We start from the raw sequence: 13,999 nt of genomic DNA on the forward strand, positions 1-13,999 counted from the left end.
CAGATCCTAGATTGCAGAGATCGGACCGTCCAAGACATACTGCGACAAACTTGAGTCCTCGAAGGTCTAACATGATCGATCTCCGCCAACTGCGCTACTTCGAAGTGGTCGCCGAAGAAGAACACGTCGGCCGTGCAGCAGAACGCCTGCACATCTCGCAGTCTCCGCTGAGCCGGCAGATAGCCCAGCTGGAAGAGCGGCTGGGCCTGACCTTGTTCGAACGCAGCCAGCAACGCATCCGCCTGACCCGTGACGGCCAGACCTTCCTGGCTGAAACCAAAGCGCTGCTGACCCACGCCAATCGCCTGGAATCCCTGGGCAAGCGCCTGGGCCGGGGTGAAGAAGGTGGGCTGTGCATCGGCTACATCGAAAACGCCATGCATGCCGGTGTGTTGCCCAATGCCCTGCGCGTGCTGCGCGACGACCGCCCCACCGTGCATATCAAGCTGTATAACCTGCCCTCTCTGGAACAGCTGGAAGGTCTGCGCCAACGCAGCCTGGATATCGCACTGGTGAACGAACCACCGGCCGCCGATGACCCGGACCTGATCGCGCGGCAAGTGCTGGATGACCCGATGCTGCTGGCTCTCCCTGAACACCACCCCTTGGCGCGCCAAAGCGAATTGCTGCCCGAGCACCTGGCCGATCAGGAATGGATCGGCGTGCAGCGCAAACCCGGCGCGCACCCCGCCGATGACTTCGTCGCTGCCTGCATCCGCGCCGGCTTCACTCCGCAGATCCCCATGGAAGCTGGTGAGCCGTTTACCGCGTTGGGCCTGGTTGCGTCGGGGCTGGGTGTGGCGATGGTGCAAAAAGGTTTGAGCCGCAATGCCCCGCCCGGCGTGGTGTTGCGGGAGTTGCCGTGGCTGAGCTACACCACGCCGCTGTGGGCGGCATGGCATCGGATTAATCTGCGGCCGTTGGTGGAAACCTTCCGCAAAGTGCTCACAGATTGAACCCCCGCCTGTAGGAGCTGGCTTGCCAGCGATGGCGGCAGGTCATCCACCGGATGCGTCGACTGAACCACCGCTATCGCTGGCAAGCCAGCTCCTACAGGGGATCGTGCTAGACCCACTCCTTCATTCGGTACCACAACATCCCCAACGCCAGCAGCGGCGAGCGCAGCGCTTTCCCGCCGGGGAAGGTCATGTGTGGCACTTGGCTGAAAATATCCAGGCCTGTGCTGTGTCCGGCGTGGATGCCTTCGGCCAGCAACTTTGCGCACCAGTGGGTGACGTTCAACCCATGCCCGGAATACCCCTGGGCATAGAACACATTCGGGTACTGTTTCAGGCGCCCCACCTGCGGGAAGCGGTTGGCGGTAATGCCGATCTTGCCGCCCCACTGAAACTGAATGGCGGTATGGGCCAGTTGCGGGAACACCTTAAGCATTTTCGGCTGCATATAGGCGGCAATGTCCGCCGGATCACGGCCGGAGTAATGGCAGGCACCACCAAACAAAAGGCGTCGATCTGCGGACAGCCGGTAGTAATCCAGGCCGACTTTCTGGTCGCACAGTGCAAGGTTCTGCGGGATCAACTGGTGGGCCATCGCCTCAGATAAAGGCTCGGTGGCGATGATGTAGCTGCCCGCCGGGAGCACCTTGCCGCTCAATCGCGGCTCCAGTTCCTCCAGATGGGCATTGCAGGCCAGCACCAGGTGGTCGGCGCGTACCGTGCCGCCTGCGCAGCGCACTTGCACCGTGTCGCCGTGGATCAGTTCAAGCACCTCAGTGTGCTCGAAGATCCGCACCCCGAGAGACTCGGCCAACTGCGCTTCACCCAGCACCAGATTCAACGGGTGAAGGTGCCCGGAGCCCATGTCCACCAGGCCGCCGGCATACACCGACGAGCCCACCACTTGCTGAATATCCTGCGGACCCACAAGGCGCGTTTCGTGGGCATATCCCATCGCCGCCAAGTGCTCCTGCTCACCTTTGAACGCAGCGAACTGCGTCGGGGTATTGGCCAACTCGCAAAAGCCCCAGCGCAAGTCGCAGTCGATGTTGTGCTCACGAATACGCTCGCCCACCAACGCCACCGAGTCGATGCCAGCGCGCTCCAGATAACGCACGCCCTCCTCGCCCACGTACTTGGCAAATCCCGACACGTCATGGCCGATACCGCGAATCAACTGCCCGCCATTGCGCCCGCTGGCGCCCCAGCCGATGCGCCGGGCTTCCAGCAGGATCACCGAAAGCCCGCGCTGGGCCAGTTCGATGGCGGTATTCACACCGGTGAAGCCGCCTCCGATCACGCACACATCGGCGGTCAGGTCGGCGCCCAATGCGGGGCGCTCCGTCAGGGCGTTGGCCGTGGCCCGGTAGTAGGACCGGGCGTGGTCAGTCGACTGCATCATTTGTTGGTCTTCACTTTGCTCCAGGCCCGGGTCATCAGGCGCATGGTCGCCGGGGTCGGCGTGGTGGAAATGTAGAGTTTGTCGAGCACTTCCTGCGGCGGGTACACCTCGGGGTTGTTCACCAGTTCCGGGTCCATGAAGGCCTTGGCAGCCGGGTTGGCATTGGCATAACCGACCGAGGCGCTGACTTTGGCGATCACTTCAGGGTCGAGCAGGTAGTTGATGAACGCGTGGGCTTCTTTCGGGTTGCTCGCGTCGGCGGGAATTGCCAGCAGGTCGAACCACAGGTTGGAGCCTTCCTTGGGAATCGAGTAGGCGATGTTCACCCCATTCTTGGCTTCCTTGGCGCGGTTGGCGGCCTGGAACACGTCGCCGGAATAACCGAAGGCCACGCAGATATCACCGTTGGCCAAATCCGAGATGTACTTGGAGGAATGGAAGTAGGTGATGTACGGCCGCAGCGTCAGCAGCTTGGCCTCGGCCTGCTTGTAGTCCTCGGGGTTCTCGCTGCGCGGGTCCTTGCCCATGTAGTTGAGGATCGCCGGGAATAGCTCGTCCGCCGAATCGAGGAAAGCCACGCCGCATTGGCTGAGTTTCTTGATGTTCTCGGGCTCGAACAGCACCGCCCACGAATCGATATGGTCGATGCCCAGCACCTGCTTGACCTTGTCGACGTTATAGCCGATGCCATTGGTGCCCCACAGGTACGGCACCGAGTGCGCATTGCCCGGGTCATTCTTTTCCAACAGCTTGAGCAACTTGGGGTCGAGGTTCTTGAAGTTGGGCAGTTGCGCGCGGTCGAGTTTGAGGAACGCACCGGCCTTCACCTGGCGCGCCAGGAAGTGGTTGGACGGCACCACCACGTCGTAGCCGGTGCGCCCGGCGAGCAACTTGCCCTCCAGGGTTTCATTGGAGTCGAACACGTCGTAGATCGGCTTGATCCCGGTCTTGGCCTGGAAATCGGCCAAGGTCGTCTCGCCGATGTAGTCGGTCCAGTTGTAGACGCTGACCGTCTGCGCCGCCTGGCTCGCGCTGCTGAACGCGGCCACCAGGGCCAGCGGGAGAAGCTGTTTCACAAGACGCATATCGACACCCCTTTTTTGGTTTTTTTAGACGCTCAACAGCAGGAACTCACGCTCCCAGGAACTGATCACCCGCTTGAAATTCTCGTGCTCGGCGCGCTTCACCGCGACGTAGCCACGCACGAACTTGTCGCCCAGGTACTGCTTGACCGTGTCGCAATCCTCCATGCGCGCGAGCGCATCTTCGAGGGTGAACGGCAGGCGCAGGTTGCGGCGTTCATAGGCGCGACCTTCCACCGGCGCACTGGGTTCGATCTGCTCGATCATCCCGAGGTAGCCACACAGCAGACTAGCCGCAATCGCCAGGTAGGGATTGGCATCGGCGCCGGGCAAGCGGTTTTCCACACGCATGGCGTCGGGGCTGGAGGTGGGTACGCGCAGGCCGACGGTGCGGTTTTCTTCACCCCACTCGACGTTGACGGGCGCCGAGGTGTCCGGCAGGAAGCGGCGGAACGAGTTCACGTTGGGCGCGAACATCGGCAGCAGCTTGGGAATGTACTTCTGCAAACCGCCGATATGGTGCAGGAACAGCAGACTCTTGTTGCCGTCAGCGTCGACGAACACCGGTTTGCCGGTGGCGATGTCGACCACGCTCTGATGCAGGTGCATGGCGCTGCCCGGCTCGTCAGCCACCGGCTTTGCCATAAAGGTCGCGGCGACGTTGTGCTTGAGCGCGGCCTCGCGCAGGGTGCGCTTGAACACAGTGATCTGGTCAGCGAGGTCGAGGGCATCGCCGTGGCGGAAGTTGATTTCCATCTGCGCCGGGCCGTCTTCGTGGATCAACGTGTCGAGGTCCAGGCCCTGGGCTTCGCACCAGTCGTAGACATCTTCGAACAGCGGGTCGAATTCGTTGGCGGCATCGATGGAAAACGACTGACGCCCGGTTTCTGCGCGGCCGGAGCGGCCTATCGGGGTTTTCAGCGGCAGGTCCGGGTCTTCGCAGCGCTGGGTCAGGTAGAACTCCATTTCCGGCGCAACAATCGGCTGCCAGCCCTGGTCGGTGTACAACTGCAGGACCTTCTTCAGCACGTTGCGCGGCGACAGTTCGATGGGGTTGCCCTGCTTGTCGAAGGTGTCGTGGATCACAATCGCCGTCGGCTCGATGGCCCACGGCACCACATAGGTGGCGTTGGACACTGGGCGGCAGACCATGTCGATATCGGCCGGGTCGAGCAGGTCGTAGTAGATGTCGTCGTCGACAAAGTCCCCGGTTACCGTTTGCAGCAGCACACTTTCCGGCAGGCGCATGCCTCGCTCATGCAGGAACTTGTTGGTAGGCGCAATCTTGCCGCGTGCGATGCCAGTCAAATCACTGATCACGCATTCGACTTCGGTAATCTTGTGTTCTTTCAGCCAGGCGGATAGCTGATCGAAGGGGGCGTTCATAAGGACCTCGTCATGGGTTGGGTGCATGCGCCGGCTTGTACTCCTGGCGCATTGAGGTCTATCTTGATGCCGCCGCCCCTGCGGCATCTATCCACTTTGCACGAACCACAACGCACCAATAGAGTGCGCCCAGGTTACCCATGACACAGGCAACAGCTTTGCGCGTACAGGCCTTCACCACCGGTGATGTGGCCGCTCAATGCAATGCGACACCCGGCTGGGTGCAGCAGTACCAGCAGATGTCCCCAGGGCATTTTGCCGGGCGGATCCGCTACCTGGATTTGCAGGGTGTGCAGGTGTACGAAGAGTGCATGAACACCCGCGTGGAGCAGCATTTCAATGCACCGCCAGGCTCATTGGCGTTCTGTTTCGACGGCAGCGACAACGCGCTGTATATGCTCAACGGCGAAAGCCACAACACCTGGATCACCCCGGAAAACTACCGTGAAGTGGCGGTGGTGTTCGGGCCACAGTTCGTGCAGCGCCATGGGCTGGATGTGGCGAAACTCGAAGGCCTGTTTATGGCGCCGCTGAGCTGCCAGCAGAATGGGCTGTTCAGCCGCTGGCTGAGTGGCACTCTCACCCGCTTGTCCGCCGAGATCGAGCCCGCCAGCCGTGACGCCCTCACCCAGCAGTTGCTGGACGATTGCCTGTTCATCCTCGACAACGCCTGCGTTTGCCTGGACCGCCATTCGTTGCAGCGACGCAGCGAAGAACGCCGGTTGATGGCGCGCATCGGCGAATGGGCAGCGGATGCACCGGATGAGACCGTCAACCTGCTGGAGCTGGCGCGGATAGCCGGCGTGCCGTTGCGTCAGTTGCAACAGGGCTTCAAGACCTACACCGGGATGAGCCCGGCGCAGTGGTTGCGGTTGCGCCGGTTGAATGGGGCGCGGCGGGAGTTGTTGGGCTCACCGAACGCCACCGTGGCCGAGGTGGCGATGAATTGGTCGTTCTGGCATCTGGGGCGGTTTTCCAACAGTTATCGGGCATTGTTCAAGGAACTGCCGAGTGAAACGCTAAAGCATCGCTACTAACGGAGAAACCTTCTCAATACCTTGTAAAACCTGGCCGATATGCCTAGCTTATGCGCCCTCCCGCCCTGCGCTTTAAGGCCCTGCCCCCATGGTTTTGCGTTTTCGTCCCGTCGTCACCTCTCGTTTCGCCCTCGGCCTGCTGCTCAGCGGCGGCATCGGCAGCAGCCTGGCGGCTGAAATCGAACTGCCGACGGTGAACGTCCAGGGCCAGGAAGAGTCCGGCTATCGCAGTGAAACCGCCTCGGTGGCCGGCTTCGATGATGCGCCGCTGCTGGACACTCCGGCGTCGATCACGGTGATCAACGCTGCGCTGATCAAGGACCAGCAGGCGCGCCTGCTCAGCGAAGTACTGCGCAACGACGCCTCGGTGGGCGACAGCTATGCGCCCATCGGCTACTACGAAAACTTTGTGGTGCGCGGCTTCTCGCTGAACGCGGCAAGCAGCTACAAGATCAACGGGCGCACCATCACGGGCGAGCAGAACGTCGCCCTGGAAAACAAGCAGCAGGTCGAAGTGCTCAAGGGCCTGGCGGGCCTGCAAAGCGGGATTTCCGAGCCGAGCGGCGTGATCAACTACGTGACCAAGCGCCCGGAAGACGTGCGCTCGGTGACCGTCTCCACCGACGATCGCGGCAGCGGCTACATCGCCACCGACGTGGGCGGCTGGTTTGGCAGCGAGCAGCAATTCGGCCTGCGCGCCAACGTGGCCCATGAAGACCTCAATTCTTATGTAGAGCACGCCAACGGCCAGCGTGATTTTGTGTCCCTGGCGTTCGACTGGAACATCAGCCCCGACGCGGTGTTGCAACTGGATGCGGAATACCAGAACAAGCAACAACGTTCAGTGCCGGGCTACCAATTGCTCGGCGGCACCGAAGTACCCCACGATGCTTCGCCGAAAAAACTGCTGGGCCACCAGAGCGGGTCGAAGCAAGTGGGCATTGATTCACTGAACCTCAACGGCAAGTTTGAGTACCGCTTCAGTGATCAGTGGAAAGGCAGTGTCAGCGCGGCGCGCAGCAAGGTGGTGATCGATGATTACAGCTCGTTTGCCTGGGGCTGTTATGGATCGACCAGTTGCACCTCCAGCGTACCGAACTACTTCAGCCCCGAAGGCAATTACGACGTCTACGACTACCGTAGCCCCGACGACACTCGCCGTGATGATGAAATCCAGGCAGCTATGACCGGATTGTTCGACACCGCAGGCCTGGGCCATGAACTGACCTTCGGCACCAGTGCATTCCGCCGGGTGATCGACAAGCGCAAATCGGTCAACGAGTTCATCGGCACCACCAACATCGACGTAGACGCTCCGACATTCACGCCCACCGACAAGCCCCTGAACGACAGCCACCGCAACCTCGATAGCCGTCAATACGGCGTGTTCGTCACCGACCGAATCCGTTTCAACGAGCAATGGCAAACCATCCTCGGCGGCCGTGAAGTGCGTCTGGATGAAAAGGCCTTTGACAGCGTCACTGGGAGCCAGACCCGCCACACCCAGCAATACGTATTCCTGCCTCAAGCCTCATTGATCTACAAACCGGTGGAGGACGTTTCGCTTTACACCAGCTACAGCAAGGGCCTATCACTAGGTGGTACAGCGCCGTGGTTCGCGAACAACGCAGATGAAACACTCGCCCCCACCACCTCACGTCAAATCGAAGCCGGAGTGAAATACGACTGGCGCCGCATGAGCTTCACCGCCGCCGTATTCCAGACCCGCCAGGCCTACCAGTATGCCAAGCCGGACGGCGCGGGGAAATTCGACTACGTGCAACAAGGCGAGCAAAAGAACACCGGCCTGGAACTGTCGGCCAATGGCTGGGCCACCGAGCGCCTGCAGATCGCAACCAGCGTGGCGGCGATTCGTGCGCGGGTGAGCGGCAGCGGGACTGCGGACTACGAGGGCCACCAAGCGATCAACGTGCCCAAGCTGCGCGCCAGTGTGTATGCCGACTATGCATTGCCTTGGGTGAACGGCCTGGCGGTACTCGGCGGCGTGCAATACAGCGCCAAGAAGTACGCCAACCGTAGCGGCAATGTGGAGGTGGGGGATTACGCAGTGGTGAACGTCGGCAGCCGCTACACCACCAAAGTGAGCGGCTATGAGACGGTGTTCCGCCTGAGCGTCGACAACCTGTTCGACAAGCGTTACTGGCGCGACGCGGGCGAATACATGGGCGATGACTATCTATTCCAGGGCGCGCCGTTGACTGCACGCCTGAGTGCTTCGGTCAATTTCTGAACACACGCGGCGCTGCCAGCCACAGCGCCGCCAAGCCGCACGTCAACAGGCTCCAGCCAAGGTCCTGAGCCCAGGTAATCAAGGTCAACCCGGCGCCAATCGCCAGGTAATAGAGCAAGCCAAAAACGGCCGCAGCGGTGCCAAGGCGGTCTTGATAATCCACCAATGCCGCCCCCAGCACGTTGGGAATCGCCATGCCGAACGCCAGCACCACTAGCAGCATCGGCCCCACGAATAGCCAACTGTCCTGCAACATCAGGACAGACAGACCGCCTGACAGCGCCACCCCTGCAGCGACCAGCACCAACTGCTCGCCATTCAGGCCACGCTTGAGCAAGGCTTTGTTCAGCCAGGCCCCAAGCCCCGATCCAAGCGCGAGCAACACACCGCTGTAGCCGAACTCGGCAGCAGACAAACCCAGCCGCGCGAAGATAAACGGCCCCACGCTGTAGTAACCAAACAGCGCAATATTGAACGCCGCCACCAAGCCAACGGAACGCCATACCCCGAGGTCCCGGAGCATCAGGCCCACGGTTTGACCCAAGGGCGAGGTCGGTAGGGACGCCGGACGCGTCTCGGGCAAGGCCCACAGGCAGACGAACCACAATCCCGCCGCGGTCAGCAGCAAGCCCGTGAGCATGCCGCGATAGCCGAAATACTGCACCAAGGTCGCGCCGCTGAACAGGCCGACTGCCGGACTGGCGGCCAGGGTAATCCCCATCACGGAAAACACCTGGGCCAACTGCGCGCCGTGAAAACGGTCGCGCAACAGCGTCTGCGTGGCCACTGAGCCAACCGCTGCGCCGAAGGCCGCGATGGTCTGGGCCAACAGCAGACCGTTGAACGTGCTCACACTCAAGGCCAGCAGCGTGGCGGCAACATACAGTCCCAGCCCGGCCAACATCACTGGGCGCCGGCCCCAGCGATCACACAACCGGCCCCACACCACCACGCCAAACGCAAACGCCAGGAAGTACACCGACAAGGTCTGCCCCGCCCGCTCAGGCCCGACGGCGAAGGCCTGGCCGATGTCACCCAGGGCCGGGCTGTAGAGGGTTTGGGCCAGCTGCGGGAACATCAGCAGCGCCACGGCCAGCACCAACAGTTTTTGAGATGTCATGGACAGGACCTTCACGGGAAACCAAGCGGAAGGATTCTAAGCGGCGGGGACTGGGGTATTATCCAGACTTCGACAATATATCCATGAAATCGGACAAACCATGGCTTGGCTCGCCGCCGACGCATCCTTCGACCCGGACAGCTACCGGGCTCCCGTCATCGGCATCGCCGCCCTCCTCGGCGACCACGACTCCGGCCTGCATCACCACCGGCGTGGTCAACTGCTATTTACCCAACACGGCTGCACCCGCATTACCCTGGACAATCAACTGTGCCTGCTGCCACCGACCCGCGCGGCGTGGATACCTTGCGGTGTGCATCACCGTGCGGTGATGAGCAAGACTGTGGATTACCGCTCGGTGTACCTGAGCCCAGCCGTTGCGGCCCTGTTGCCGACAGCGGTGCGGGTGATCGAAGTGAGCGCCTTGTTACGCGCGGTGCTGGAGCCGATGGCCATGGCCCCGTTCGAGACCGATTGGCTCACCGGACGATATGCCCATTTGCTGGCGTTGTGCCTGGAGGAAATCCAGGGTGCGGCCGAGCAACGCATGCTCCTGCCCTTGCCGCAGGACAAGCGCCTGGCACCATTGCTGGCCAATCTCGAACGCTTGCCACCCACGTTGCAAGACCTGGAAAAGCAAATCGGCGCCAGCACCAAGACCATTGGCCGGATCTTCCTGCGGGAAACCGGCCTGGGGTATCAGCAATGGCGCCAGCAGTGGCGCTTGATGCGCGTCATCGAGTTGCTCGCCACCGGGCGCAGTATCGGCTACTGCGCCTTTGAGCTGGGCTTTGCCAGCGACAGCGCATTGATCGCCTTTTTCAAGGGCATGACCGGCACCACGCCACGTGGCTATTTCAAATCAGGTTGAGCCTTACTTTGGCATCTTGCGAAAGCCAACGGCCAGACGGTTCCAGCTGTTGATGGTGGCGATGGCCACGCTCAGGTCGATCTGCTCCTGGGCACTGAACTCGGCGGCCAGTGCGTTGAAGTCTTCGTCCGGGGCGTGGGTGTGGCTGATCAGGGTCAGGCTCTCGGCCCAAGCCAGGGCGGCGCGTTCACGTGGGGTGAAAAATGGCGTTTCGCGCCAGGCCGAGACGGTGTACAGGCGGCGCTCGGTTTCGCCGCCTTTGCGGGCGTCAGCGGTGTGCATGTCGAGGCAGAAGGCGCAGCCGTTGATTTGCGAGACGCGCAGGCGGACCAGTTCCAACAGGGGCAGTTCGATGGACAGTTTGCCAACGGCGGCTTCCAGGGCGAGCATGGCTTTCATGGCGTCTGGGGAGGCGGTGTAGAAATCAGTACGGGTTTGCATGATGTTGCTCCAGGGCAGTGGGGATTGATGGCTAGGTTAGTCATCGGGCCTTGGGGGAGGAATATCCAATTTGGGGGAAGAATGGGTGACCAATTGGTTTGGAGTGTCGACGACAACCTGAAGCAGTAGCGCGTGGTATTCGCCCAAGGCAACGGCGTGGCCTGGGACCCCGCCGCCGCAACCTTCAATGCCGAACACCACATCGCGGTGACAGGCGTCAAACCATGGATCCGATAGCACCTCAAGGCACCGACAACCACCCACTGAAACCGCCCGGCGCTTTTAACGGGCACCAGGCGAAATCCCAGGGTGACGGCGGCAACGCCTGCGGTTCGGTACTGACAGCGCGGGCGTCTTTCCAGTCGACAACCCGTGACGACTGCCAGGCCAGGGCCACACCCTGGGCCTGACTTTCATCCGTATTGACCCACCGCGCCGCAGCCGCAGCCATGAACGCCTCGATCGGCTCGTCGTCGATCTGCGACCGATATGGCGAGCCCAGCAGCCAACGGCAGACATTCAGGTGATAGGTCCAATCCAGCGGCGGCCGGTTGCGATAGGCCCAAGTCATGAAGCTGCGAAACAGGTTCAACCCTTCAGGCGGATCCAGCTTGAGCAGCGCCGGGCAGATATCGAACAAGGTGTGCCAATACGGCAACAATCGCGCATCCAGGTGCACAAAGCTGCGGGAGTTACTCGGGTATTCCGGCGGCGTTGGTTCCGCGTGCAGGCGGCGGGACGCCTTGCTGACCAGGCGGCTGGCGCCTGCGGGCAACAGGTGGTTCATGAAACGCACTCTCAGTCATGACGAGGGAATGCCGCCCGATCACGGGAGGCCCAAGGCATACGTCAGAATGCGGGAGAGGCTCGGGGGTTGGCCGAGGGCCAGGAATAGCGCGGCGGCGCCTTGTTGCGCCGTTCGTGAGCCGGGCGCGGGGTTTGCCCCAGGCCCAGCAACCAGGCCAGGCCGACCAGAAACACCAGGGCAACCGTCAAGGCGTTGCAGACCGGGCAAGCAAAGTAGTTCGAGATGTTGCTGGAAGACGGGCTGCCCAACCCTTTGTCGGAAAGTGGCGCCTGCTTGCCGTCCACCGAACAGAACGCCCCGCCGATGCCATTCAGTTCCTGACCCATCATCTGCCCATGCCCCAAACCGCAGACGAACAGGTTCATCAGCACGCAGAAGTACAGGGCCCAGGCAATCAGGGAACGGTCGGGGTGGCTCAATTTCATGGCGGCGACTCTACCACCAGAGCCGCCAAATGATGAAATGTCGCAGGCCCCTGTGGCAGAACGTCGCAGATTACGTGCACTTCCCAGGGTTGGTAGACTGGGCGCCCTCAAAGCCTGACGTATTGATCCAGAGCAATGCAGGCGTTTCACAGGATGCACAGTTGATGAGTACCTTATTCACCCGCCGCAAAGTGCTGACCGGAATGGGCCTGCTGGGCCTGGGCAGCCTGCTGGGCGGCTGTGACTACAGCCCCAAGCTGAACTTCAAGTACGGCAAGGACCTGAGCGACAAGATCATGGGCCGTACCTTCAAGCTCAAGAACACCGACGGCGAAACCGTCACCTTGAGTTCGTTCCGTGGCCTGATGCCGGTGGTGTTCTTCGGTTTCACCCAATGCCCGGCCGTGTGCCCGACCACCCTGGCGCGCGCCGCGCAGGCCAAGAAGCTGATGGGCCGCGACGGCGAAATCATGCAGGTGGTGTTCATCACCCTGGACCCGGAACGCGACACGCCGGAGATTCTCGACAAGTACGTCAAGGCCTTCGATCCGAGCTTCGAAGCGCTGTACGGCACTCCGGAAGAAATCGCCGTGGCCGCCAAGGAATTCGGGATCTTTTATGAAAAAATCCCCGCCGGCGACACCTACACACTGTCCCACACCGCCACCAGCTTCGTGTTCGACACCCGTGGCAACCTGCGCCTGGGCCTGCAGGCATCCCTTACCGCTAAAGAGTGCGCAGAAGACCTGCTCACCGTCATGGAGGTCTGCTAATGACTGCCGTTCAACACCTCAAACGCACCCTCATCGGCATGACCCTGCTGGGCCTCGCCGCCCACGCCAGCGCCCAGGTGCAAGTGACCGACGCCTGGGTACGCGCCACTGTGCCGGGCCAGCCGTCCAGCGGCGCGTTCATGACCGTCACCGCCGACAGCGACAGCCAGTTGCTGAGCGTGGCCTCGCCGGTGGCCAAGGACGTGCAGATCCATGAAATGAGCATGAAGGACGACGTGATGCGCATGGGCCCGGTGGACTCGGTGGCCCTGCCCGCCGGCAAGGCCGTGAGCCTCGACCCCAACGGTTACCACGTGATGCTGATGGGCCTGACCGGCCAGATCAAGGAAGGCGACCAGGTGCCGCTGACCCTGACTGTGCAGAACGCCAAGGGCGAGAAGCAGGCGATTGAAGTGAAAGCCCCGGCCCGTGGCGTGGATGGGATGGATCACAGCAAGATGCATTGAGTCACAGCAAGCGGCTGGCGCCAATCACGTTGGTGTGCAGAATTTCATCGGGTTGGCGCGAGAATTGGATGGGGTGTATCGCAAGGAATCAGGACACCGGTCCTCGGCTGCGTCATCAGGTGAAAACTCTCACTGAGTAACTCGACCGTCGCACGAATGCTGTCGGTCTGACGCTGTACCGCGAACAATCCGTAATTGACGCTCAAGGCCTGACTGCCGCTAGGGCCCAGCGAGATCACACGCATGGTGTCCGGGCGAATATTTTCTGCCGGCAGTAATGCGACGCCCAGGCCGCTTTCCACGGCAGCCATGATCACGCCGATATTCGGGCTGGTGACGGTCACGCGAAAATCGCGGCCGGCGGCCAACAACGCGTCGAACATCCGGCGCCGCCACGCGCAGGGTTCGGCATACACGATCACATCCAACGCCGACGCCGGGTCGATCTCATCATCGATCCCACACACCCAATACAGCGGCATGTTCCAGGTATGCACGGGGTCGGCGGCAAATACCGAGCTCACGCCGACGGCCACGTCGAGCAAACCATCGTGCCAGCGTTCAGCGAGGGCATCGCCGTGGTCCACGGTGATGTCCAGGTGCACGTGGGGGCTGGCACGGCGTAAACGGCCCAGGGCAGCCGGCAACGCTGAGACGGCGATGTCTTCCGACAGGCCGACGCGCACCGTCCCCATCACCGTACGTTCCTTCAAGCGTGTCGCCACCGTTTCGCCGAGTGCCAGAATGCGTGTGGCATAGCTGAGCAACAATTCGCCCTCAGTGGTCGGCACTACACCACGCCCGGTGCGACGCAGCAGGCGTTGACCGAGCAACTCCTCCAGCCGGCGAATCTGCGCGCTTAGCGCCGATTGTGCCCTGCCCGCCTGTTGCGCAGCGCCACTGAGGCTGCCGTGATGACACACCGCAACAAAAGTACGCAGCAAATAGGGTTCAAACGCGTCGGATATCATGTTTGGCAT

The 13,999-nt window shown here is 61.8% G+C and carries 14 protein-coding genes and 1 pseudogene; 7 read left to right on the plus strand and 8 right to left on the minus strand.

The window, feature by feature from the left end:
* Positions 1-71: 71 nt before the first annotated feature.
* Entirely contained in the window at positions 72-956 is an 885-nt protein-coding gene (locus HX793_RS24945; RefSeq protein WP_177096511.1) for a LysR substrate-binding domain-containing protein, read from the plus strand.
* 109 nt (positions 957-1,065) lie between these two features.
* On the opposite strand, the gene HX793_RS24950 is transcribed toward HX793_RS24945, so the two are convergent.
* Genes HX793_RS24950 through HX793_RS24960 form a run of 3 tightly spaced genes read right to left on the minus strand, consistent with a single transcriptional unit; the run spans position 1,066 to position 4,826 of the window.
* A complete protein-coding gene (locus HX793_RS24950) occupies positions 1,066-2,358 on the minus strand; it encodes an NAD(P)/FAD-dependent oxidoreductase (protein WP_177096509.1) in 1,293 nt (430 codons plus the stop codon).
* Entirely contained in the window at positions 2,355-3,443 is a 1,089-nt protein-coding gene (locus tag HX793_RS24955; RefSeq protein WP_177096507.1) for a polyamine ABC transporter substrate-binding protein, read from the minus strand. The genes HX793_RS24950 and HX793_RS24955 overlap by 4 nt, the downstream gene beginning before the upstream one ends.
* Before the next feature lie 24 nt (positions 3,444-3,467).
* Positions 3,468-4,826 carry a glutamine synthetase family protein gene (locus HX793_RS24960; RefSeq protein ID WP_177096505.1) on the minus strand — a complete coding sequence of 453 codons (1,359 nt, stop codon included), beginning with the start codon at positions 4,824-4,826 and terminating at the stop codon, positions 3,468-3,470.
* A 140-nt stretch (positions 4,827-4,966) separates the two neighbouring features.
* On the opposite strand from HX793_RS24960, the gene HX793_RS24965 reads away from it, so the two are divergent.
* Positions 4,967-5,863: a helix-turn-helix domain-containing protein gene (locus HX793_RS24965; protein WP_177053790.1), complete on the plus strand. Its 897-nt coding sequence runs from the start codon at positions 4,967-4,969 to the stop codon at positions 5,861-5,863.
* A gap of 88 nt (positions 5,864-5,951) precedes the next feature.
* Positions 5,952-8,114, plus strand: coding sequence for a TonB-dependent siderophore receptor (locus HX793_RS24970; protein WP_177096503.1), 2,163 nt, complete (start codon positions 5,952-5,954; stop codon positions 8,112-8,114).
* Here the strand turns inward: HX793_RS24970 and HX793_RS24975 are convergent.
* The gene (locus HX793_RS24975; protein ID WP_177096501.1) at positions 8,104-9,234 is read right to left on the minus strand and encodes an MFS transporter; all 1,131 of its coding nucleotides are present in this window, start codon (positions 9,232-9,234) and stop codon (positions 8,104-8,106) included. The genes HX793_RS24970 and HX793_RS24975 overlap by 11 nt on opposite strands.
* Positions 9,235-9,334: 100 nt before the next feature.
* Between HX793_RS24975 and HX793_RS24980 the strand changes: the two genes are divergently transcribed.
* Positions 9,335-10,105 (plus strand): AraC family transcriptional regulator, encoded by a 771-nt coding sequence (locus HX793_RS24980; RefSeq protein ID WP_177053793.1) that lies wholly within the window; start codon positions 9,335-9,337, stop codon positions 10,103-10,105.
* Between the two features lie 3 nt (positions 10,106-10,108).
* Here the strand turns inward: HX793_RS24980 and HX793_RS24985 are convergent, their stop codons facing one another.
* Positions 10,109-10,546, minus strand: a complete 438-nt coding sequence (locus HX793_RS24985) for a carboxymuconolactone decarboxylase family protein (protein ID WP_016976095.1) — start codon at positions 10,544-10,546, stop codon at positions 10,109-10,111.
* 129 nt (positions 10,547-10,675) lie between these two features.
* Between HX793_RS24985 and HX793_RS32065 the strand changes: the two are divergent.
* Positions 10,676-10,783: pseudogene (locus HX793_RS32065) on the plus strand (aromatic alcohol reductase); the annotation flags it as partial.
* 4 nt (positions 10,784-10,787) lie between these two features.
* On the opposite strand, the gene HX793_RS24990 reads toward HX793_RS32065, so the two are convergent.
* On the minus strand, positions 10,788-11,333 hold the full coding sequence (locus HX793_RS24990) for a putative natural product biosynthesis protein (protein WP_177096500.1): 546 nt from the start codon (positions 11,331-11,333) through the stop codon (positions 10,788-10,790).
* A gap of 62 nt (positions 11,334-11,395) precedes the next feature.
* Positions 11,396-11,779 carry a DUF2946 domain-containing protein gene (locus HX793_RS24995; RefSeq protein ID WP_016976098.1) on the minus strand — a complete coding sequence of 128 codons (384 nt, stop codon included), beginning with the start codon at positions 11,777-11,779 and terminating at the stop codon, positions 11,396-11,398.
* Positions 11,780-11,943: 164 nt separating this feature from the next.
* Here HX793_RS24995 and HX793_RS25000 point away from each other — a divergent pair, with 164 nt between their 5' ends.
* Together HX793_RS25000 and HX793_RS25005 are read left to right on the plus strand one after the other, a co-directional pair.
* Positions 11,944-12,552: an SCO family protein gene (locus HX793_RS25000; RefSeq protein WP_016976099.1), complete on the plus strand. Its 609-nt coding sequence runs from the start codon at positions 11,944-11,946 to the stop codon at positions 12,550-12,552.
* Complete coding sequence (locus tag HX793_RS25005; RefSeq protein WP_016976100.1) at positions 12,552-13,019, plus strand: copper chaperone PCu(A)C; 468 nt, start codon at positions 12,552-12,554, stop codon at positions 13,017-13,019. Before HX793_RS25000 ends, HX793_RS25005 begins: the two co-directional genes overlap by 1 nt.
* 44 nt (positions 13,020-13,063) lie before the next feature.
* On the opposite strand, the gene HX793_RS25010 is transcribed toward HX793_RS25005, so the two are convergent.
* A complete protein-coding gene (locus HX793_RS25010; RefSeq protein ID WP_177096497.1) occupies positions 13,064-13,999 on the minus strand; it encodes a LysR family transcriptional regulator in 936 nt (311 codons plus the stop codon).

The sequence above is a fragment of the Pseudomonas reactans genome, assembly GCF_013387025.1.
In the GTDB taxonomy this organism is placed as follows: domain Bacteria; phylum Pseudomonadota; class Gammaproteobacteria; order Pseudomonadales; family Pseudomonadaceae; genus Aquipseudomonas; species Aquipseudomonas reactans.

Bases quoted from the DNA above. Each gene is read 5' to 3' on its own strand.
- HX793_RS24960 (WP_177096505.1), bottom strand. From the start codon at position 4,826: ATGAACGCCCCCTTCGATCAGCTATCCGCCTGGCTGAAAGAACACAAG.
- HX793_RS24970 (WP_177096503.1), top strand. From the start codon at position 5,952: ATGGTTTTGCGTTTTCGTCCCGTCGTCACCTCTCGTTTCGCCCTCGGC.
- HX793_RS24965 (WP_177053790.1), top strand. From the start codon at position 4,967: ATGACACAGGCAACAGCTTTGCGCGTACAGGCCTTCACCACCGGTGAT.
- HX793_RS24995 (WP_016976098.1), bottom strand. From the start codon at position 11,779: ATGAAATTGAGCCACCCCGACCGTTCCCTGATTGCCTGGGCCCTGTAC.
- HX793_RS24975 (WP_177096501.1), bottom strand. From the start codon at position 9,234: ATGACATCTCAAAAACTGTTGGTGCTGGCCGTGGCGCTGCTGATGTTC.
- HX793_RS25005 (WP_016976100.1), top strand. From the start codon at position 12,552: ATGACTGCCGTTCAACACCTCAAACGCACCCTCATCGGCATGACCCTG.
- HX793_RS24945 (WP_177096511.1), top strand. From the start codon at position 72: ATGATCGATCTCCGCCAACTGCGCTACTTCGAAGTGGTCGCCGAAGAA.
- HX793_RS24980 (WP_177053793.1), top strand. From the start codon at position 9,335: ATGGCTTGGCTCGCCGCCGACGCATCCTTCGACCCGGACAGCTACCGG.
- HX793_RS25000 (WP_016976099.1), top strand. From the start codon at position 11,944: ATGAGTACCTTATTCACCCGCCGCAAAGTGCTGACCGGAATGGGCCTG.
- HX793_RS24955 (WP_177096507.1), bottom strand. From the start codon at position 3,443: ATGCGTCTTGTGAAACAGCTTCTCCCGCTGGCCCTGGTGGCCGCGTTC.
- HX793_RS24950 (WP_177096509.1), bottom strand. From the start codon at position 2,358: ATGATGCAGTCGACTGACCACGCCCGGTCCTACTACCGGGCCACGGCC.
- HX793_RS24990 (WP_177096500.1), bottom strand. From the start codon at position 11,333: ATGAACCACCTGTTGCCCGCAGGCGCCAGCCGCCTGGTCAGCAAGGCG.
- HX793_RS24985 (WP_016976095.1), bottom strand. From the start codon at position 10,546: ATGCAAACCCGTACTGATTTCTACACCGCCTCCCCAGACGCCATGAAA.
- HX793_RS25010 (WP_177096497.1), bottom strand. From the start codon at position 13,999: ATGCCAAACATGATATCCGACGCGTTTGAACCCTATTTGCTGCGTACT.